General features: G+C 61.0%; 16 protein-coding genes. 5 read left to right on the top strand and 11 right to left on the bottom strand.

The genetic code is table 11. The annotated features are described in order from the left end of the window. Nucleotides 1-3 precede the first annotated feature (3 nt). Nucleotides 4-864, top strand: coding sequence for a copper homeostasis membrane protein CopD (copD, locus tag ACWIKB_RS20295; protein WP_475269038.1), 861 nt, complete (start codon nucleotides 4-6; stop codon nucleotides 862-864). Nucleotides 865-969: 105 nt separating this feature from the next. On the opposite strand, the gene ACWIKB_RS20290 is transcribed toward copD, so the two are convergent. Next, the gene (locus tag ACWIKB_RS20290; protein ID WP_475269037.1) at nucleotides 970-2130 is read right to left on the bottom strand and encodes an HlyD family secretion protein; all 1161 of its coding nucleotides are present in this window, start codon (nucleotides 2128-2130) and stop codon (nucleotides 970-972) included. Then, nucleotides 2127-3791: an MFS transporter gene (locus tag ACWIKB_RS20285; RefSeq protein WP_475269036.1), complete on the bottom strand. Its 1665-nt coding sequence runs from the start codon at nucleotides 3789-3791 to the stop codon at nucleotides 2127-2129. The genes ACWIKB_RS20290 and ACWIKB_RS20285 overlap by 4 nt, the downstream gene beginning before the upstream one ends. 293 nt (nucleotides 3792-4084) lie before the next feature. Between ACWIKB_RS20285 and ACWIKB_RS20280 the strand changes: the two genes are divergently transcribed. The 4 genes from ACWIKB_RS20280 (at nucleotide 4085) to ACWIKB_RS20265 (ending at nucleotide 8372) form a co-directional block, all read left to right on the top strand. Further along, complete coding sequence (locus ACWIKB_RS20280; RefSeq protein WP_475269035.1) at nucleotides 4085-5380, top strand: OprD family porin; 1296 nt, start codon at nucleotides 4085-4087, stop codon at nucleotides 5378-5380. Between the two features lie 252 nt (nucleotides 5381-5632). Continuing rightward, nucleotides 5633-6451 (top strand): NAD-dependent epimerase/dehydratase family protein, encoded by an 819-nt coding sequence (locus ACWIKB_RS20275; RefSeq protein WP_475269034.1) that lies wholly within the window; start codon nucleotides 5633-5635, stop codon nucleotides 6449-6451. 26 nt (nucleotides 6452-6477) lie between these two features. Beyond that, nucleotides 6478-7368, top strand: a complete 891-nt coding sequence (locus ACWIKB_RS20270; protein ID WP_475269033.1) for an SMP-30/gluconolactonase/LRE family protein — start codon at nucleotides 6478-6480, stop codon at nucleotides 7366-7368. 137 nt (nucleotides 7369-7505) lie between these two features. After that, nucleotides 7506-8372, top strand: a complete 867-nt coding sequence (locus tag ACWIKB_RS20265) for an aldose 1-epimerase (protein ID WP_475269032.1) — start codon at nucleotides 7506-7508, stop codon at nucleotides 8370-8372. On the opposite strand, the gene ACWIKB_RS20260 is transcribed toward ACWIKB_RS20265, so the two are convergent. The 9 genes from ACWIKB_RS20260 to ACWIKB_RS20220 form a co-directional block, all read right to left on the bottom strand. After that, nucleotides 8369-10096 carry a PAS domain-containing hybrid sensor histidine kinase/response regulator gene (locus ACWIKB_RS20260; protein ID WP_475269031.1) on the bottom strand — a complete coding sequence of 576 codons (1728 nt, stop codon included), beginning with the start codon at nucleotides 10094-10096 and terminating at the stop codon, nucleotides 8369-8371. The two genes, ACWIKB_RS20265 and ACWIKB_RS20260, sit on opposite strands and share 4 nt — an antisense overlap. Then, complete coding sequence (ercA, locus tag ACWIKB_RS20255) at nucleotides 10080-11243, bottom strand: alcohol dehydrogenase-like regulatory protein ErcA (RefSeq protein ID WP_054047363.1); 1164 nt, start codon at nucleotides 11241-11243, stop codon at nucleotides 10080-10082. The genes ACWIKB_RS20260 and ercA overlap by 17 nt, the downstream gene beginning before the upstream one ends. Before the next feature lie 239 nt (nucleotides 11244-11482). Next, on the bottom strand, nucleotides 11483-12625 hold the full coding sequence (gene pqqE / locus ACWIKB_RS20250; protein ID WP_475269030.1) for a pyrroloquinoline quinone biosynthesis protein PqqE: 1143 nt from the start codon (nucleotides 12623-12625) through the stop codon (nucleotides 11483-11485). After that, nucleotides 12603-12875 carry a pyrroloquinoline quinone biosynthesis peptide chaperone PqqD gene (pqqD, locus tag ACWIKB_RS20245; protein ID WP_475269029.1) on the bottom strand — a complete coding sequence of 91 codons (273 nt, stop codon included), beginning with the start codon at nucleotides 12873-12875 and terminating at the stop codon, nucleotides 12603-12605. Before pqqD ends, pqqE begins: the two co-directional genes overlap by 23 nt. Continuing rightward, entirely contained in the window at nucleotides 12872-13624 is a 753-nt protein-coding gene (gene pqqC, locus ACWIKB_RS20240) for a pyrroloquinoline-quinone synthase PqqC (protein ID WP_475269028.1), read from the bottom strand. Before pqqC ends, pqqD begins: the two co-directional genes overlap by 4 nt. A 145-nt stretch (nucleotides 13625-13769) precedes the next feature. Beyond that, nucleotides 13770-14684, bottom strand: coding sequence for a pyrroloquinoline quinone biosynthesis protein PqqB (pqqB, locus tag ACWIKB_RS20235; RefSeq protein WP_475269027.1), 915 nt, complete (start codon nucleotides 14682-14684; stop codon nucleotides 13770-13772). A gap of 55 nt (nucleotides 14685-14739) precedes the next feature. Further along, the gene (gene pqqA / locus ACWIKB_RS20230; protein ID WP_003253598.1) at nucleotides 14740-14811 is read right to left on the bottom strand and encodes a pyrroloquinoline quinone precursor peptide PqqA; all 72 of its coding nucleotides are present in this window, start codon (nucleotides 14809-14811) and stop codon (nucleotides 14740-14742) included. 224 nt (nucleotides 14812-15035) lie between these two features. Further along, entirely contained in the window at nucleotides 15036-16556 is a 1521-nt protein-coding gene (gene exaC, locus ACWIKB_RS20225; RefSeq protein WP_475269026.1) for an acetaldehyde dehydrogenase ExaC, read from the bottom strand. A gap of 249 nt (nucleotides 16557-16805) precedes the next feature. Next, a complete protein-coding gene (locus tag ACWIKB_RS20220; protein WP_475269025.1) occupies nucleotides 16806-18584 on the bottom strand; it encodes a PQQ-dependent methanol/ethanol family dehydrogenase in 1779 nt (592 codons plus the stop codon). Nucleotides 18585-18795: the final 211 nt, after the last annotated feature.

Here is an 18795-nt window from a genome sequence, read left to right as displayed (position 1 = left end):
TTCATGACCGACGCGCTGGTGCTGTGCCGCTTCCTGCATTTTGTGGTGGTGTTGATGCTGTTTGGGGCGTGGGTGTTCAGGCCCCTGCTGCTGAAGACTGACGCCGAGCCTTTGGATCGGCGTCTGGCGCGTGTGAGTCTTGGCCTGACCGCTGTGGCGCTGGTCAGCGGCGTGACCTGGATGCTGCTGATCACTGCCAGCATGGCTGGCGCCTGGGACGCGGCTTTCGATCCGTCGACTTTGGGCCTGGTGCTGCGCAATACCTTTTTCGGTCAGGTCTGGACTTGGCACCTACTGCTCAATGCGGTGCTGATGGGGTTGCTGCTGACGCCACTGCGGGCGAACGTGCCGCTGAGACTGGTCGTGAGTGGCCTGCTGCTCGCGACCCTGGCGCCAGTCGGTCATGGCGCCATGCTCGATGGGCTCAGCGGCCAGTTGCTGATCCTCAATCAGATCATCCACCTGACCTGCGTCGGTGCCTGGCTCGGCGGGTTGATGCTGTTGGTGATGATCCTGCGCCAACCTGCCGGCCATTCGTTGAGCACGATCCTGCGGCGCTTCAGCGGCGTGGGTTATGGCTTGGTCGCGGGGTTGGTAATCACCGGGTTGATCAACGTGCGCGTGCTCACCGGCGCACTCTGGCCGACGCCGTTGCTGTCCGGTTTTGCCTTGATTCTGTTGATCAAGGTGCTGCTGGTGGCGGTGATGCTGGGGCTGGCGTTGTTCAATCGGTTGCGGATCAAAGACTGTGAACAGCGGGTTGGCATGCTCAAGACCAGCGTGATCCTCGAATGGCTGCTGGGGATGGGCGCAGTGGCGGCGGTTTCGCTGCTCGGCACCATGCCGCCAATGATCGCCAGCTGAAACACAGATCCCATGTGGGAGCGGGCTTGCTCGCGAAGGCGGCGGCACATTCAACATCAATGTCGTCTGACACACCGCCTTCGCGAGCAAGCCCGCTCCCACATTTTAATTTTGTGTGGTGTCAGGGGTATCGCTGTGCCCTTCCCCAGCCGTATCAATACTCACCACCACCGACATCCCCGGCCTTAGCCGCTCACTCTGCTCCTGCCCCTCATCCACGGTAATCCGCACCGGCACCCGTTGGGCGATTTTGACGAAGTTGCCGGTGGCGTTGTCAGCCTGCAACAAGCTGAACTCGGAACCGGTAGCCGGTGAAATCCGCTGCACCCGCCCCTTGAATTTGCGATGGTCGAGCGCATCGACGGTGAAGCTCACCGGTTGGCCGACCCGCACGTCGTCCATCTGGGTTTCTTTCATGTTGGCGATTACCCACAACTGGTTCGGCACCAGCGCCATCAACTGCGCGCCGGAGTTGACGTAGGCACCGAGGCGCACGCCAATCTGCCCGAGCTGGCCGTCACGCGGGGCCAGCACACGGGTGTTGGACAAGTCGATGCGCGCCAGTTGCACCGCCGCTTCCGCGCTGGCCACCGCCGCTTCCAGCGAGCCGCGATTGACGATCACCGTTTGCAGGTCTTGCCGGGCAATTTCCAGATTGGCCTGGGCCTGGGCCACGGCGGCGATGGTCTGGGCGTTGGCGGCCAGGGTCACGTCCAGCTCGCGCTTGGATACCGAGCCGTCGTTGATCAGTTCTTTGTTGCGCCGCAGATCGGCCTCGCTTTTGCGCGACTGAGCCTGGGCATCGGCGACGGCGGCCTGACGCAACTTGATCGTCGCTTCGGCGCTGTTGCGTTGTTGCACCACGTTGGCCAACGCGGCTTTCTGCACCGCCAGTTGCGCCAGGGATTGATCGAGGTGTTGCTTGTAGATGCGGTCATCGAGGCGCACCAGCAAATCGCCGGCCTTCACAAACTGGAAATCCGTCACCGGCACTTCGTACACGTAGCCGCTGAGTTGCGGGCCGATGATCGTCACCTGGCCGCGCACCAGGGCGTTTTCCGTGGTTTCCACTGCGCTGCTGAACGGCGGCAGTTGCCAGGCGTACAACACGATCAGCACACCGACGATGGCAATCGCCGCAAAGCCCATGGACGAGATGATCCGCACCCGCAGCGAGCGCGGTTCGGTGGCCGGCGTGGACGGCGGCGCCACGCCTTCAGGGGTGGCGGCAATGGCGTTGGTGGTTGTGGTGGTCGGTTCGGTCATGAAGAAGTGGCACCGCTGGGTTGAACGGATGGAGTGGCAGGCGCTGGGGCGACGGCTTGGGTGGTGCTCATCAGCCACAGCGCACGAATGGAAATCCAGATCATGGTCAGCACCGCGATCACGGCGATCAGCATGAAAACATCGTTATAGGCCAGCACGTTGGCCTCACGAGTGGCAGCGGTGGCCAGACTCCGAATGCCTTGCAGGTTGCGCAGGCTCGGGTCGGCGATCATCGAGCCCACCGCGTTGCCGCCACTCTGCACCCGGGCCGCCACGCGCGGATCGAGCATCGTCAGGTGCTCGACGATGTTGCTGGAATGGAATTTCTCGCGAACGATCTGGAACGTCCCCAGCAACGCCGCGCCGATCAAGCCGCCGAGGTTCTGGCAGATACCGAACAGCACGGAAAAACTCACCAGGTTGCGCGGGTTGGTCAGCACGTTGCGAGTGCCAAGGACCATGGTCGGCCCGAGGAAAAACGTCCCGCCGAAGGCCAGCAAAAACTGGCTGAAGTACATGTTTTCCGGACGGGTCAGGTTGTTCGAATAGCTGTCGATCACCGAGCCGACCGCCATTAGCGCCAGGGACACAATCAGCGGCATGAACAGATGCTTGGGGTCGATGGTCAGTGCACTGGTAGCCAGGCCGGCGATACTGCCGAGCAACATCACCACATAGAGGCTGTGCAACTGCTGACTGCTCATGTTCAGCGCCTGCATGAAGCCGACCGCACCCGTGGACTGCTCGGACAACACCATACGAATCAGAATCACCGCCAAGGCCAAGCGAATCATTACGCCGCTGCCGAGCCAGCGGGTCATCAGCATCGGGTTGCTGCGGTTATGTTCGATGGCCAAACCGGCAAGGATCAGCACGATGGACGCCGCCGACGCAACGCCGATCCACGGCGCTTCCAGCCACCAGTCGATGCGTCCCAGGGACAGCACGGCGCACAGCAGAGCCACGCCGCTGGCAAGGATAGCGAAAGTCAGGAAGTCGAGTTTTTCAAAGGTTTTGAAGCGATCACCCGGTGGCAGTTTGAGCAGGAACACGCAGCCCAGCGTCAGCAGCGCCATGCCCAGTTCAAACAGATACAAGCCGCGCCATTCGGCGATCTGCATCAGGTCTTCGGAGAATAATCGAGCCAGCGGCAATGCCAGTTGTGAAGTGCCCAAACCCAGCACCAACGCCTTCATCCGCCATTTCGCCGGGAACGCCTGAATCATGTAATACAGACCCAGCGAACTCAGCGCCGCACCGACCATGCCGTGGGCCGCGCGCACGGCGATGGCCGAACTCAGGTCGTTGACGAACAAGTGGCCGAAGGTCACCAGCGCGTAGAGCACCAGGAACACTTCGGTGAACGCGCGCAAGCCGAACTGCTGGCGAAACTTCACCAGCAGCAGGTTCATCGAGACGTTGGTCATCACATAAGCCGCGGGCAGCCAGGCCATTTCAGCGGTGGTCGCGCCCAGAGCACCTTGCAGGTAAGGCAGGTTGGCGATCACCAACGAATTGCCGAGGCCACCGGTCAATGCCACCAGCAAACCCACCAGCGCATACGCCAGGCGTTTGGGATTGGAGTGCTCGGGCGTCGAGGGCGAGCCGGGCAAACTGGGCCGCTCGTGGGGCTGCCAGTTGCGCGGGGCGTAATGATCCATTCAAGGGCCTTGTTCTGGGGACCGTGCCAGTTTGCCGGAAAATCACCGTCAACACACAAATCCCTGTGGGAGCGGGCTTGCTCGCGAAAGCGGAGTGTCAGGCGACATTGATGTTGGATGTGACGGCCTCTTCGCGAGCAAGCCCGCTCCCACAGGGGTTTGGGTTTAAGCCCCATGTCATCGTACAACTTGTTATTGACAATCCCGCAAAGCCTCGCAAATAATCGCCGCCAATGTTGTACGACGACGTATAACAAAAAATAAAAACAACAAAGAAACAAGGGAGCGTCACTGTGAGCAAGCTCGTCCGTCATTCCTCCGTCTGCACCCCTCGCCCGACCTTTGTCCGCCGCCACACCCTGAGCCTGATCGGTTGCAGCAGCCTGGCCCTCGCCTTGCCCATGAGCAGCCACGCCGAAGGTTTCGTCGATGATGCCAGCGCTACGCTGAACCTGCGCAACGCCTACTTCAATCGCAACTTCACCAACCCGGCCTACCCCCAGGGCAAGGCTGAAGAATGGACGCAAAACTTCATCCTCGACGCCAAGTCCGGCTTTACCCAAGGCACCGTCGGGTTCGGCGTGGATGTACTGGGGCTGTACTCGCTAAAGCTCGACGGCGGTAAAGGCACCGGCGGCACGCAACTGCTGCCGCTGGATCACGACGGGCGCCCGGCGGACAGCTTCGGTCGCACCAACGTGGCGCTGAAGGCCAAGGTATCGAAGACCGAATTGAAGGTCGGCGAATGGATGCCGGTGCTACCGGTCCTGCGCTCGGATGACGGCCGTTCCCTGCCGCAAACCTTCCGCGGCGGGCAGATCACCTCCAGCGAAATCGATGGGCTGAAGCTCTACGGCGGCCAGTTCCGCGCCAACAGCCCACGCAACGATTCGAGCATGGACGACATGTCGATGAACGGCAAAGCGGCGTTCACTTCGGACCGCTTCAACTTCGGCGGCGGTGAATACACCTTCAATGAAAAGCGCACCCTGGTCGGTGTCTGGTACTCGCAACTCAGCGATATTTACCAGCAAGAATATTTCAACCTGAGCCACAGCCAACCCATCGGCGACTGGACCTTGGGCGCCAACCTCGGGTTCTTCACCGGCAAAGAGGACGGCAGTGCCCTGGCCGGCGAGCTGGACAACAAAACCACCTTCGCCTTGCTCTCGGCTAAGTACGGCGGTAGCACCTTCTATGTCGGCCTGCAAAAACTCACCGGCGACAGTGCCTGGATGCGCGTCAACGGCACCAGCGGCGGGACGCTGGCCAACGACAGTTACAACTCCAGCTACGACAACGCCAAGGAAAAATCCTGGCAAGTGCGCCACGACTACAACTTCGTCGCCCTCGGCATTCCCGGTCTGACTTTGATGAACCGCTACATCAGCGGCGATAACGTGCACACCGGGGCAATCACCGACGGCAAGGAATGGGGCCGCGAATCGGAACTGGCGTATACCGTGCAGAGCGGTGCGCTGAAGAATCTCAACGTCAAATGGCGTAATGCGAGTATCCGCAAGGACTTCAGCACCAACGAGTTTGATGAGAACCGGATCTTTATCAGCTATCCGATTTCGTTGTTGTAAAACGGCGAACACAAACCCTGTGGCGAGGGAGCTTGCTCCCGCTGGGCTGCGCAGCAGACCCAAAATATTGGGGAGCGCTTCGCACTCCAGCGGGAGCAAGCTCCCTCGCCACAGGGTCAGTGCTTTACTGAGTTACCCTCCGTCAACTTCCAACGCTGGTGCGTTGACAAGCACCAGAGAGCCTAACGATACTTCGCTCAAGTCATACGACAACTTACAACAACTGCAATGACTCCGTATTCAGGAACCGCCATGACCTCGACTTCCCCTGCCCCTTTCAATCGCCTGCTGCTGACCGGCGCCGCCGGTGGCCTCGGTAAAGTGTTGCGCGAAACCCTGCGCCCCTACGCCAATGTCATTCGCCTCTCAGACATTGCCGACATCGCCCCGGCCATCGATGACCGCGAAGAAGTGGTGACCTGCGACCTCGCCGACAAGCAAGCCGTGCATCAACTGGTCGAAGGCGTGGACGCGATCCTGCACTTTGGCGGTGTCTCCACCGAGCACGCGTTCGAAGAGATCCTCGGCGCCAACATCTGCGGCGTGTACCACATCTATGAAGCCGCTCGCCGCCATGGTGTGAAGCGGGTGATTTTCGCCAGCTCCAACCACGTCATCGGCTTCTACAAACAGGACGAAGTGATCGACGCCCGCTCCCCTCGCCGCCCGGACAGCTACTACGGTTTGTCCAAGTCCTACGGCGAAGACATCGCCAGTTTCTACTTCGATCGCTATGGCATCGAAACCGTCAGCGTGCGCATCGGTTCCTCGTTCCCGGAACCGCAGAACCGCCGCATGATGAGCACCTGGCTGAGTTTCGGCGACCTGACCCAATTGCTCGAACGCGCGCTGTATGCGCCGAATGTCGGCCACACCATTGTCTACGGCGTGTCCGATAACAAGAACGTCTGGTGGGACAACCGCTACGCTGCGGGCCTGGGTTATGTGCCGCAGGACAACTCCGAAGTGTTCCGCGAGAAAATCGAAGCGCAGCCGATGCCAGCCACGGATGATCCGGCGATGGTTTATCAGGGTGGTGCGTTTGTCGCGTCCGGCCCGTTCGGCGATTGAGCCAACGTCCAAAGGAATGAGTCGCCATGCAAGCCGAATTGATTGTCGATGCCCGTAATGCGGTCGGTGAATGCCCGGTCTGGGTCCCCGAGGAAAACGCCCTGTACTGGGTCGATATTCCCGCCGGGGGCTTGCAGCGCTGGAGTGCTGCCACCGGTCACGTGCATGCCTGGACCGCCCCGGAAATGCTCGCGTGCATCACCCGTCACCGCGATGGCGGCTGGGTCGCCGGGATGGAAAGCGGGTTCTTTCATCTGCGCCCGCACAACGACGGCAGCCTCGACAGCGAACTGCTCGCCCACGTCGATCACGCCCGCCCCGACATGCGCCTGAACGATGGGCGTTGTGATCGCCAAGGGCGTTTCTGGGCCGGCAGCATGGTGCTGAACATGGGCGCCAACGCGGCCGACGGCACGTTGTATCGCTACAGTCATGGGCAACGCGGGCCGCTTGAACCACGACTGACTGGCTTTATCGTCCCCAACGGTTTGGGGTTCAGTCCGGATGGCCGGACCATGTACTTGTCCGACTCCCACCCTTTGGCCCAGCAGATCTGGGCCTTCGATTACGACATCGACAGCGGCACACCGAGCAATCAGCGGTTGTTCGTCGACATGAATCACTACTGCGGCCGCCCCGACGGCGCCGCTGTGGATGCCGAAGGTTGCTACTGGATTTGCGCCAATGATGCCGGGCTGATTCACCGGTTTACCCCGGATGGTCGCCTGGACCGTTCCCTCGCCGTGCCGGTGAAGAAACCGACAATGTGCGCCTTTGGTGGCAGTGGACTGGACACATTGTTCGTGACCTCGATTCGCCCTGGGGATGATCATGATGAACAGTCTTTGGCAGGTGGAGTGTTTGCCCTTAATCCTGGGGTGAAAGGCTTGCCTGAACCGTTGTTTCTAGATTGTTGAGAAGCCTAAAAGATCGCAACCTGCGGCAGCTCCTACAGTGCAATTGCTTACACCCGAAAAATATCAGGCGAACGCCATACCTGTAGGAGCTGCCGAAGGCTGCGATCTTTTCAACCATTCAACGCAGAACAAAAATCATGAAACTGCTCGAACTCGAAGACAACCTCACCCACCTCACCCTCGCCCCGGAACTCGGTGCGAGTATCGTCAACTGGACGGTACGCAGCACCGGACAACCATTGCTGCGCCACAGTGACGCCCAAGCGCTGAACACCGGCCTGCCCGGCAAACTCGGCTGCTACCCCTTGGCCCCTTGGTCCAACCGGATTTCCGAGGGCGGTTTCGACTGTCCCGAAGGCTGGCTCGCGCTGCAGCCCAACAGCCTCACCGATCCTCTGCCGATCCATGGAAGCGCCTGGCAACAGACGTGGCGTATCGTTTCCCAGACCGCCAACGAAGCCGTCCTGCAACTCGATAGCACCCGCCCTTTCGCCTACCGCGCCGAGCAGCGTTTGCGCTTGAGTGAAGGTCGGTTGAGCATCGATCTGAAAGTCACCCATCTCGGCGACCACGCGGTGTGGCACGGCCTCGGTTTGCACCCTTATTTTCCACGCACCGCACACACCCAATTGCAGGCAAAGGCCCGGCAAATCTGGTTGTGCGACGCCGCGAAACTGCCGACCCAACTCAGCCCGATCCCCGAAGCCTGGGATTTCCCGCAGCTCAAGGCTTTGCCTGAAACCCTGGTGGATAACGGCTTCTGCGAATGGGACGGCCACTGCCTGATCCAGCAACCGGAGCTGGGTTATGAGCTGGAATGCCAAGCCACCGGCAGCGATTACTACCTGCTCTATTGCCCGGTGGGCCTGGGGTTTTTCTGCATCGAACCGGTGAGCCACCCGGTCAACGCGCACCACTTGCCCGGTCGGCCAGGCTTGCGTTTGCTGGAACAAGACCAATCTGCTGAGCTGGGTTTCAGCCTGCAATACCGCGCACTCGCCTAACCCAGCAACTGACTCAGCACCGCGCGCAACTTGCCGGGCTTCACCGGTTTGTTCAGCAATGGCGCGTCGAGTCGTTGCAGGGATCGGCGGCACTGGTCGGTACGGTCGGCGGTGATGATCACCGCCGGAATGGCCCGGTCGAAATGCTCGCGCAAGTGTCGCACCACATCACAGCCCACCACCCCGTGGTCGAGGTGATAGTCCGCCAGAATCAGCTCTGGCGCGCGCCCCTGCAGCGCCGCCAACGCCGAGAACTCATCGGTGGCGATCACCACTTCGCAGCCCCATTGCCCGAGTAACGCGCTCATGCTTTCGAGGATGCTGACTTCGTTGTCCAGCACCAGCAAGCGTCGTCCGGGCAAAGGATTACCGGTGCCCGGTTGCGGCGCAGCGAGGCTGATCGGCAGCGGCACTTCATGGGAAATCGGCACGTCGATGCTGAACACCGACCCGCGTCCCGGCCATGAACGCACCTGAATCCGGTAGCCGAGAATCTTGGCGATGCGCTCAACGATCGCCAAACCAAGTCCCACACCTTTGCGGTCAGCGGCGCGGCCAACGTCCAGTTGATTGAACTCCAGGAAGATCGAATCAAGCCGATCCGCCGCGATCCCGCGCCCGGTGTCCCAGACTTCCAGGCGCAGCATGTCGCCACGACGACGCGCCCCTAGCAGGATGCAGCCCTCGTCGGTGTAGCGGCAGGCATTGCTGAGGAAGTTACGCAAAATCCGCGTCATCAGCCGCAGGTCGGTGCTGATCGCGAAGTCGCCCATGTGCACCCGCAGGTTCAGCCCCGCCGCCTCGGCCACCGACTGGAACTCCGAGACCAGCGGCGCGAGCAATTCGTCGAGCCGGTACAGCGCGACATCCGGCTTCACCGCCGCCTGATCAAGCCGGGAAATATCCAGCAAATCCGTGAGCAAATCCTCGGCACCTTCCAGGGCCTGATGCGTGCGCTCCACCAGCACCTGCTCGACATCAGGCAATTTGCGTTCGCGCAAGGTCGAGATCAGTAGCCGTGCAGCGTTGAGCGGTTGCAGCAGGTCGTGGCTGGCGGCAGCGAGGTATTTGTCCTTGCTGCGATTGGCGGCTTCGGCGGCGTCGCGGGCATCGCGTAGGGCCTGGGCGATCTGTTTCCGTTGGGTGATCTGCTGTTGCAGGTTGCGGTTGGCTTCGAGCAATTCGTCGGTGCGCGCAGTGACCCGCTGTTCCAGTTCGTCGTTGAGTTGTTGCAAGCGTTGCTGGGCAAGTTTGCGTTCGGTGATGTCGGCGACAAAGCCTTCCACCAGGCCTTCCTGATCGGGTTTGAGCAACAGGTTCATCAGCACGTCGAGGCTGCTGCCGTCCTTGCGCCGCAACTGGGTTTCATAGCCGTGCAGGCTGCGTTCGGTCTTGAGGATTTCGCCGATGTTTGCCAGCTCCTTGGCACCGCCGACAAACAGGTTGCTGGCCAGGTCTGCCAGAGAAAACAGCACCTCTTGCGGATTGTCGTAGCCAAGCATGCGCGCCAGTGCCGGGTTGGCCGCGCGCATGCCTTCCAGCAGGCTGGCCTGGAAGATCCCGTGCACTGCGTTTTCGAACAGCCATTTGTAGCGATTGCGTTCGGCTTCGAGCTCGTCAAGGCGCGCGTTGAGTTCCGGGTAGTGGCTCTTGCGCGCCGAGTGACTGCCTAATCCCAGCAGTCCGGCGAGCGCCCGTTGCTGCTCGTCAGAGGGCTTCGCCATAGACGACCTCGACATCACGCTGACTGGACTCGCGCGGGTTGGTCAGAATGCACGGGTCGTGCATGGCGTGCTGCGACAGAAACGGAATGTCCGCCATGCTGACCCCGTGCAGGCCCAGGGTTTCGTGGAAGCCGATCGCGTGTTTCAACGCGATCAGATGTTCCACCAGGCGCCCGCAAATCTGCCGGTGATTCAGGCCCCGGCAATCGATGCCGAAGGTCTCGGCGATCACCTTGAAGCGATCCGGTGCCGAGTTGTAGTTGAACGCCACCACGTGTTCCACCAGCACCGCGTTGCACAAGCCGTGGGGCAAGTCGAGAAAACCACCGAGGCTGTGGGACATGGCGTGCACCGCGCCAAGGATCGCGTTGGAGAACGCCAACCCGGCCTGCATGCTGCCGAGCATGATTTTCTCGCGCAGGGCGATGTCCGTCGGGTTGGCGATCATTTGCACCAGGTTACCGTTGATCAGGCGCATGGCTTCGAGGGCATGGGGGTCGGTCAGCGGGCCGTGACCGGTGGAGACAAAGGCTTCGATGGCATGCACCAACGCGTCGATGCCGGTACAGGCCGCCAGGAACGGGTCCATGCTCAGGGTGGTTTCCGGGTCGATCAGCGACACGTCGGGCACCACGGCCTTGCTGACGATGGAGAATTTCATGCGCTCTTGCTGGTTGGAAATGATCACGAATTGCGAGACGTCCGCCGAGGTGCCGGCAGTGGTCGGGATCAGGATCAACGGCGGGCTGGGCACGCGGATGGTGTCCACACCTTCGAATTCCAGAATGTTGCGCCCGTGGGCCACGACGATGCCGATGCCTTTGCCGCAATCCATCGGGCTGCCGCCACCGATCGCCACGATCACATCGCAGTGATTTTCCTTGTACAACTCGGCGCCGAGCATGACTTCTTCGACCCGGGGGTTGGGCGAGACATCGCTATACAGGAAGTAATCGATGCCCTGGGCTTGCAGGCTGGCCTCGACATCCGCGACCCAACCGGCGGCAATCACCCCGGGATCGCTGACCACCAGCACCTTGCGAGCGCCGAAGGTCTTGGCGTAGTTGCCGACGTTGTGCCGGCAACCGGCACCAAAAATGATTTCAGGCGAAACGAATTTACGCAGCTGGCTGAGATTCTGGCTCATTGGAAAGCCTGTTTTTATTGTTTTGGAAGGTAGATCCACACTAAAGCATCCGGCTGCGAATGCAATCAGACCAATGGGTAGCACGGATTGGGCGTACCCAGGCTTTAAATCCAGTGGTGATCCCCTGTGGGAGCGGGCTTGCTCGCGAAAGCGGTGGGTCAGCTGACATGAATGCTGGCTGACACGACGCCTTCGCGAGCAAGCCCGCTCCCACAGGGGGATTTGTGTCAACTCCAGGCTTATCCGCGATAGATCAGCCGCGAAGCCTTCTCATTGCGCAAGGTCAGGTGTTCCATGCCCAGCCCCGGCGCGTCGGCTTCTTCCCGAGCCTTGAGGATCACCCCGTGGTGCGGCGACTTGCTGCACACCGGGTCGGCATTTTCGGCATCGCCGGTAAGCATGAACGCCTGGCAGCGGCAACCGCCGAGGTCCTTGTGTTTTTCATCGCAAGAACGGCACGGCTCTTTCATCCAGTCATCGCCGCGAAAGCGATTGAAGCCGAAGGAGTCGGTCCAGATGTGTTCGATGCTGTGCTCGCGCACATTGGGAAACTGCACCGGCAGCTGTCGAGCGCTGTGGCACGGCAATGCGGTGCCGTCTGGAGTGATGTCGAGAAACAGGTTGGCCCAGCCGTTCATGCAGGTTTTCGGGCGTTCTTCGTAATAGTCCGGGGTGACGAAGATCAGTTTGCACGGATGGCCCTGGGCCTCAAGCCGTTCGCGGTACTCGTTGGTAATGCGCTCGGCGCGCTGCAATTGATCGCGAGTTGGCAACAGGCCGACGCGGTTGAGTTCAGCCCAGCCGTAGAACTGACACGTGGCCAACTCGACGAAATCCGCCTCCAGCTCCAGACACAAGTCGATAATCCGGTCGATGCGGTCGATGTTGTGCCGATGGGTGACGAAGTTCAGCACCATCGGGTAGCCCTGGGCTTTAACCGCACGGGCCATCGCCAGTTTCTGGGCGAAGGCCTTGCGTGAGCCGGCTAGCATGTTGTTCACCGCTTCGTCGGCGGCCTGGAAACTGATCTGGATATGGTCGAGCCCGGCAACCTTGAAGTCGCAGACCTTTTGCTCGGTCAGGCCGATGCCGGAGGTGATCAGGTTGGTGTAATAACCCATGTCCCGCGCAGCTTTGATCAGCTCGGCGAGGTCCTGGCGCACCAACGGTTCGCCACCGGAGAATCCCAGTTGCGCGGCGCCCATGTCCCGCGCCTCGCGGAACACGCGAATCCATTCTTCGGTGCTCAGTTCCTCACCTGATTGGGCGAAATCCAGCGGATTGGAGCAATACGGGCATTGCAGCGGGCAGCGATAAGTCAGTTCCGCCAACAGCCACAGCGGCGGCCCCGGTGGCGAATCACTCGATCCAGAATTGCGCACGGGCCACCTCCAGAAACGCCAGCACGTCCTCGTCGATGTCCGATACACCGGGGAAACTCGCGCACAGCAAATTGATAATCACCGCCACACTGCGTTTGCCATCCACCAGATCGAGGATCTGCCCGGCGCTGGTGTTGAGTTTGATCATGCCTTCGGGGTACAGCAGCACGTGGCAATCCTGCCGGGGCTCCCATTGCAAACGGAAACCCTGGCGCAAGGCCGGTGACTGTTCGCGAATGATCAGGCTCACAGGGCAATCCCCCGGTGCCAGACGTTTTCGCGGGTGACGCTGTGGTACGGCGGGCGTTCCAGTTCGTAAGCCATGCTCATCGCATCGAGCATGCTCCAGAGCACATCGAGCTTGAACTGGAGGATTTCCAGCATGCGTTGCTGACCTTCGAACGTGACGTAATGCGCCAGGGTGATGCGCAAACCGTGCTCGACATCGCGCCGCGCCTGACTCAACCGCGTGCGGAAATAGTCGTAACCGCTGACGTCGATCCACGGGTAATGCGTGGGCCAGGCATCGAGTCGGGATTGGTGGATTTGTGGGGCGAACAGCTCAGTCAACGAGCTGCTGGCCGCTTCCTGCCAACAGGCACGACGGGCGAAATTGACATAGGCGTCGACGGCGAATCGCACGCCGGGCAGCACCAGTTCCTGGGAGAGGATTTGTTCGCGGTCCAGCCCCACCGCTTCGCCCAGGCGCAGCCACGCTTCGATCCCGCCTTCACTGCCGGGCGCGCCGTCGTGGTCGAGAATCCGTTGCAGCCATTCCCGGCGCACATCGCGGTCCGGGCAATTGGCGAGGATCGCGGCGTCCTTGAGCGGGATGTTGACCTGGTAATAGAAGCGATTGGCGACCCAGCCCTGGATCTGCTCGCGACTGGCGCGGCCGGCGTACATGGCTTGGTGGAACGGGTGATGGATGTGGTAATAGGCGCCTTTGGCGCGCAGCGCGGCTTCGAATTCGGTGGAAGACATTGGGGGGTTGGTCATTGCGGTTCTCCTGGGCGTTTTGCGGTGTCTGGTCTGGCGCCTTCGCGAGCAAGCCCGCTCCCACAGGGGATTTCTGTTGTTCACACATTTTGTGGCCAGTGGAGATCCCCTGTGGGAGCGGGCTTGCTCGCGAAGAGGCCGCCGGCTACAACACAAGACTCATGCCGTCATAAGCCACCTCAACCCCGCGCCGCTCCAGCAACGCCCGCTCAGCCGAGTCTTCATCGAGGATCGGATTGGTGTTGTTGATGTGGATCAGCACCTTGCGCTGACGGCTAAAACCTTCCAGCACTTCGAGCATCCCGCCAGGCCCGCTTTGCGGCAGATGTCCCATTTCACTGCCCAGACTCTGCCCGACTTCACACACACGCATTTCATCGTCGCGCCACAATGTGCCGTCCAGCAGCAGGCAATCGGCGCGCTGCATCCAGCTCAATACTTCCTCGTCAACTTGCCCCAGCCCCGGCGCATAGAACACCGAGGCGCCGTTGCGCAGGTCTTCGATAAACAGGCCAATGGTGTCTCCCGGTTGCGGGTTACCGCGATTGGGCGAGTACGGCGGTGCATTGCTGACCAAGGGAATTGCGTGAAATCGCAGGTACTCGCAAGCCGCGATGCTGAACGGCTCGCGCGCCAGCCCAATCGGTTGCCACTGCAAGCCGCCGTTCCAGTGCTTGAGCATGGTGAACAACGGAAAACCGCTGCTCAAATCCTCATGCACCCGCTCGGTGCACCACACGTCATGCGGGCAGCCTTCGCGCAGGCTCAACAGGCCGGTGCAATGGTCGATCTGGCTGTCCAGCAGGACAATCCCGGCAATCGCGGTATCACGCAATCGACGAGCCGGTTGCAGCGCCGGGAAACTTTCCAGTTGCGCACGAATGTCCGGTGAAGCATTGCACAGCACCCAGTCCACGCCGTTGTCGCTGACGGCAATCGACGACTGCGTCCGCCGTTGTGCACGCAGGCTGCCGTTGCGCACGCCGGTGCACTGGCGGCAGTTGCAGTTCCATTGCGGGAAACCACCGCCAGCGGCGGAACCGAGAACGCGGATGTGCATGAGCAATGCTCCAGAAGGCAGGCCCGGCCAACGCTGCGGCTGGCCGGGTGGTCAATCAACGGTTGGCGAAATACATCGTCACTTCGAAGCCAATACGCAGATCGGTAAACGCGGGTTTAGTCCACATGGGTCAATCCTCTTCTTGTGCCGGGCAATTCCGGTAAAGCCATTAATGCACGGGCCGCCACGTGTCCGAATGCTACTTTCGAAGGAGGTGGCGGCGTGCGTTGGTAGGGGGTGTTGCGGGGTGTCAGACACAACCATTCGCGGGCAAGCCTCGCTCCAACAGATTTAGGTGATCTGGAGGAGCGAGGCTTGCCCGCGAAGGCCATCACACGGTCTCGTGTCGAATCAGAAGAACCCCATCGGGTTGATGTCGTAGCTCACCAGCAGGTTTTTGGTTTGCTGGTAATGGTCGAGCATCATCTTGTGGTTTTCACGCCCAACGCCGGACTTCTTGTAGCCACCGAACGCGGCATGGGCCGGGTACAGGTGGTAGCAGTTGGTCCACACGCGACCAGCCTTGATCGCCCGCCCCATGCGGTAGGCGCGGTTGATATCGCGGGTCCACAGGCCGGCGCCGAGGCCGAACTCGCTGTCGTTGGCAATCGCCAGGGCTTCAGCTTCGTCCTTGAAGGTGGTGATGCCCACCACCGGGCCGAAGATTTCTTCCTGGAACACGCGCATTTTGTTGTGGCCCTTGAGCAGGGTCGGCTGGATGTAATAACCCGTCGACAAGTCGCCCTCAAGGCGTTCCGCCGCGCCGCCGGTGAGCAGCTCCGCGCCCTCCTCCTGGGCAATTTTCAGGTACGAGAGGATCTTGTCGTATTGCTGCTCGGACGCCTGGGCGCCGACCATGGTTTCTGTGTCCAGTGGGTTGCCGCGCTTGATCTTGACGATCTTCTGCATCACCACTTTCATGAAGTCGTCGTAAATCGATTCCTGCACCAGCGCCCGGGACGGACAGGTGCAGACTTCGCCCTGGTTGAAGAACGCCAAGACCAAACCTTCGGCGGCTTTTTCGATGAACTGCGGCTCGGCGTTCATGATGTCTTCGAAGAAGATGTTCGGCGACTTGCCGCCCAGTTCCACGGTGCTCGGGATGATGTTCTCAGCGGCGCAATGCATGATGTGCGCGCCCACTGGGGTGGAACCGGTGAAGGCGATCTTGGCGATGCGCTTGCTGGTGGCCAGGGCTTCACCGGCTTCGCGACCGAAACCTTGCACGATGTTCAACACACCGGCCGGCAGCAAATCGCCGATCAGCTCGGCGAAGACCATGATCGACAGCGGGGTTTGCTCGGCGGGTTTGAGCACCACGCAGTTGCCGGCGGCCAGGGCCGGGGCGAGTTTCCACGCGGCCATCAGCAGCGGGAAGTTCCACGGGATGATCTGCCCGACCACACCCAACGGCTCGTGGAAATGATAGGCGGTGGTCAGCTCGTTGATCTCGGCGGCGCCACCCTCTTGCGCGCGGATGCAGCCGGCGAAGTAACGGAAATGGTCAGCGGCTAGCGGCACGTCGGCGTTGAGGGTTTCGCGCACGGCTTTGCCGTTGTCCCAGGTTTCGGCGACGGCGAGGACTTCCAGGTTCTGCTCGATACGGTCGGCGATTTTCAGCAGCACCAGGGAACGGTCCTGCGCCGAGGTCTTGCCCCAGGCATCGGCAGCGGCATGCGCAGCATCGAGGGCTTTGTCGATGTCGGCGGCGCTGGAGCGCGGGAACTCGGCGATCACTTCGCCGTTGACCGGCGAAGTGTTGGTGAAGTACTCACCATTGACCGGCGGCACGAATTCGCCACCGATGAAATTGCCATAGCGCGGCTTGAAGGAAACGACGGCGCCGGGGGTGCCAGGTTGTGCGTAGATCATGGTGGGCCTCTGTCTGGGTCGATGCCTGTCGGGCAAACAGGCGATGCACCGATAGTAGAGAGCCCCGCGTGCCAGACGAATGCGCCGTTGGAGGGGGGACTCTCGTTATTTGGTCGTAGATTTCACACAAATCCAGTGTGGGAGCGGACTTGCTCGCGAAGGCGGCGGCACATCCAACAGTGATGTGACTGACAGACCGCTTTCACGAGCAAGCCCGCTCCCACAGGGGGTTATGCGGTGGGCCTGGGATCAGTGTTTGGCCACTACCAGGTCCTTCGGCAATTTGAAGGTCCAGAGCATCCCGCCCTGGTTGAAGTCCTTGATGCGCTTGGCCACTTCGCCGCCCCACAGCGGCACCGCACCGCCCCAACCGGAGAGCACCGAGACGTACTGTTCGCCGTCCATTTCCCAGGTCACAGGCGAGCCAAGCACACCGGAGCCGGTCTGGAATTCCCAGACTTTTTCACCGGTCTTGGCGTTGAAGGCCTGGAGGAAACCTTCCGGCGTGCCGGTGAACACCAGGTTGCCCTTGGTGGTCAGCACCCCGCCCCACAGCGGCGCGTAGTTCTTGTGGCGCCAGACTTCTTTACCGGTGACCGGATCGATGGCGCGCAGCACGCCGATGTAGTCTTCGTTCAACGGTTTGATGGTGAAGCCGGCACCGAGGAACGCCGCGCCTTTCTTGTAGGCGATGCCTTCGTTCCAGATGTCCATGCCCCACTCGTTGGACGGTACGTAGAACAGCTTGGTGTCCTTGTTGTAGGCCATCGGCATCCAGTTTTTCGCGCCGAGGAATGCCGGGGCTACGAATACAGAACTGCCCTTGGCTTCAGAGCCGGGCGCGCCGGGACGGCTGGCTTCGTTATAGATCGGCCGGCCATCCTTATCCAGGCCGGTGGCCCAGGTGATCTTGTCCACGAACGGGAAGCCACGGATGAACTTGCCGTTGGTGCGGTCCAGCACGTAGAAAAAACCGTTACGGTCAGCGGTGGCGGCGGCTTTGATTTCCTTGCCGCCCTCGGTGTAGTTAAACGAGATCAGCTCGTTGACGCCGTCATAGTCCCAACCGTCGTGAGGCGTGCTCTGGAAGTGCCATTTGATCGTGCCGTCGTCCGGGTTAAGCGCCAGGCGCGAGGACGAATAGAGGTTGTCGCCAGGGCGCAGGTGCGAGTTCCACGGCGCCGGGTTGCCGGTGCCGAACAGCAGCAGATTGGTTTCCGGGTCGTAGTAGCCGCCGAGCCAAGGGGCAGCGCCGCCGGTTTTCCACAAATCGCCGGGCCAGGTCTTGCCCGCTTCGCCGCCGGAGATGCCGTTCTCTATCGCTTTGCCGTCCTTGTAGACATAGCCCATGTGACCTTCGACGGTTGGGCGAACCCACAGCAAGTCACCGTTTTTCGGGTCGTAGGCGGAGATCTTGCCGACCACCCCGAACTCGCCGCCGGCCACGCCGGTAATCAGTTTGCCGTTGATCACCAGCGGCGCGGCACTGATGGAATAGCCTTCCTTGTGGTCGGCCACCTGCTTGCTCCACACCACTTTGCCGGTGTCTTTGTTCAGGGCCACGAGCTTGGCGTCGAGGGTGCCGAAGAACACCAGGTCGCCATACAGCGCCACACCACGGTTGATCACGTCGCAGCACGGACGGATGTCATCCGGCAGGCGCGCGTCGTATTGCCAGAGTTTCTTGCCGGTGCGCGCATCCACCGCAAACACCCGTGAGTAGGAGCCGGTCATGTACATCACGCCGTCCTTGATCATTGGCTGCGCTTGCTGGCCGCGCTGTTTTTCACCGCCAAAGGAAAAGGCCCAGACCGGCCGCAGGTCCTTGACGTTGTCGACGTTGAGGGTGTCCAGCGGACTGTAGCGCTGACCCTGGACGCCCAGACCGTTGGTGACGATCTGCTCCGGGTTCTTGGGGTCCTGGAGGATGTCCTGGTCGGAGACGGCGGCCAATACCGAGCCGGACAACAGCATGGCACTGAGCAGCACACTCAAGACGAAGGGTTGGCGACGTGCGGGTTGGGTCATGACGGCTACCTCTGCGGTTTTTGTTATACCCGGGAAATTTTCCCGGTCTGGTGCAGATTCTTGGGCGCCGCCACCCTTTCAACAATTGCCCGCAGTGTTGAGATTGCTAGTTCCTTAGTACCGGGTCGATGTAGCGATCGCCATGAAACCCCTGTGGGAGCGGGCTTGCTCGCGAAGGCGGTGTGTCAGTTGACAGTGATGTTGCCTGGCA

The sequence above is a fragment of the Pseudomonas sp. 5Vm1k genome (assembly GCF_056161485.1).
This window is presented reverse-complemented; position numbering and strand designations above follow the sequence as displayed.

Coding starts and splice junctions, on each gene's coding strand:
- ACWIKB_RS20275 (WP_475269034.1), top strand. CDS start 5,633: ATGACCTCGACTTCCCCTGCCCCTTTCAATCGCCTGCTGCTGACCGGC.
- pqqB (WP_475269027.1), bottom strand. CDS start 14,684: ATGCACATCCGCGTTCTCGGTTCCGCCGCTGGCGGTGGTTTCCCGCAA.
- ACWIKB_RS20265 (WP_475269032.1), top strand. CDS start 7,506: ATGAAACTGCTCGAACTCGAAGACAACCTCACCCACCTCACCCTCGCC.
- ACWIKB_RS20290 (WP_475269037.1), bottom strand. CDS start 2,130: ATGACCGAACCGACCACCACAACCACCAACGCCATTGCCGCCACCCCT.
- ACWIKB_RS20285 (WP_475269036.1), bottom strand. CDS start 3,791: ATGGATCATTACGCCCCGCGCAACTGGCAGCCCCACGAGCGGCCCAGT.
- ACWIKB_RS20220 (WP_475269025.1), bottom strand. CDS start 18,584: ATGACCCAACCCGCACGTCGCCAACCCTTCGTCTTGAGTGTGCTGCTC.
- ercA (WP_054047363.1), bottom strand. CDS start 11,243: ATGAGCCAGAATCTCAGCCAGCTGCGTAAATTCGTTTCGCCTGAAATC.
- copD (WP_475269038.1), top strand. CDS start 4: ATGACCGACGCGCTGGTGCTGTGCCGCTTCCTGCATTTTGTGGTGGTG.
- exaC (WP_475269026.1), bottom strand. CDS start 16,556: ATGATCTACGCACAACCTGGCACCCCCGGCGCCGTCGTTTCCTTCAAG.
- ACWIKB_RS20270 (WP_475269033.1), top strand. CDS start 6,478: ATGCAAGCCGAATTGATTGTCGATGCCCGTAATGCGGTCGGTGAATGC.
- pqqC (WP_475269028.1), bottom strand. CDS start 13,624: ATGACCAACCCCCCAATGTCTTCCACCGAATTCGAAGCCGCGCTGCGC.
- ACWIKB_RS20260 (WP_475269031.1), bottom strand. CDS start 10,096: ATGGCGAAGCCCTCTGACGAGCAGCAACGGGCGCTCGCCGGACTGCTG.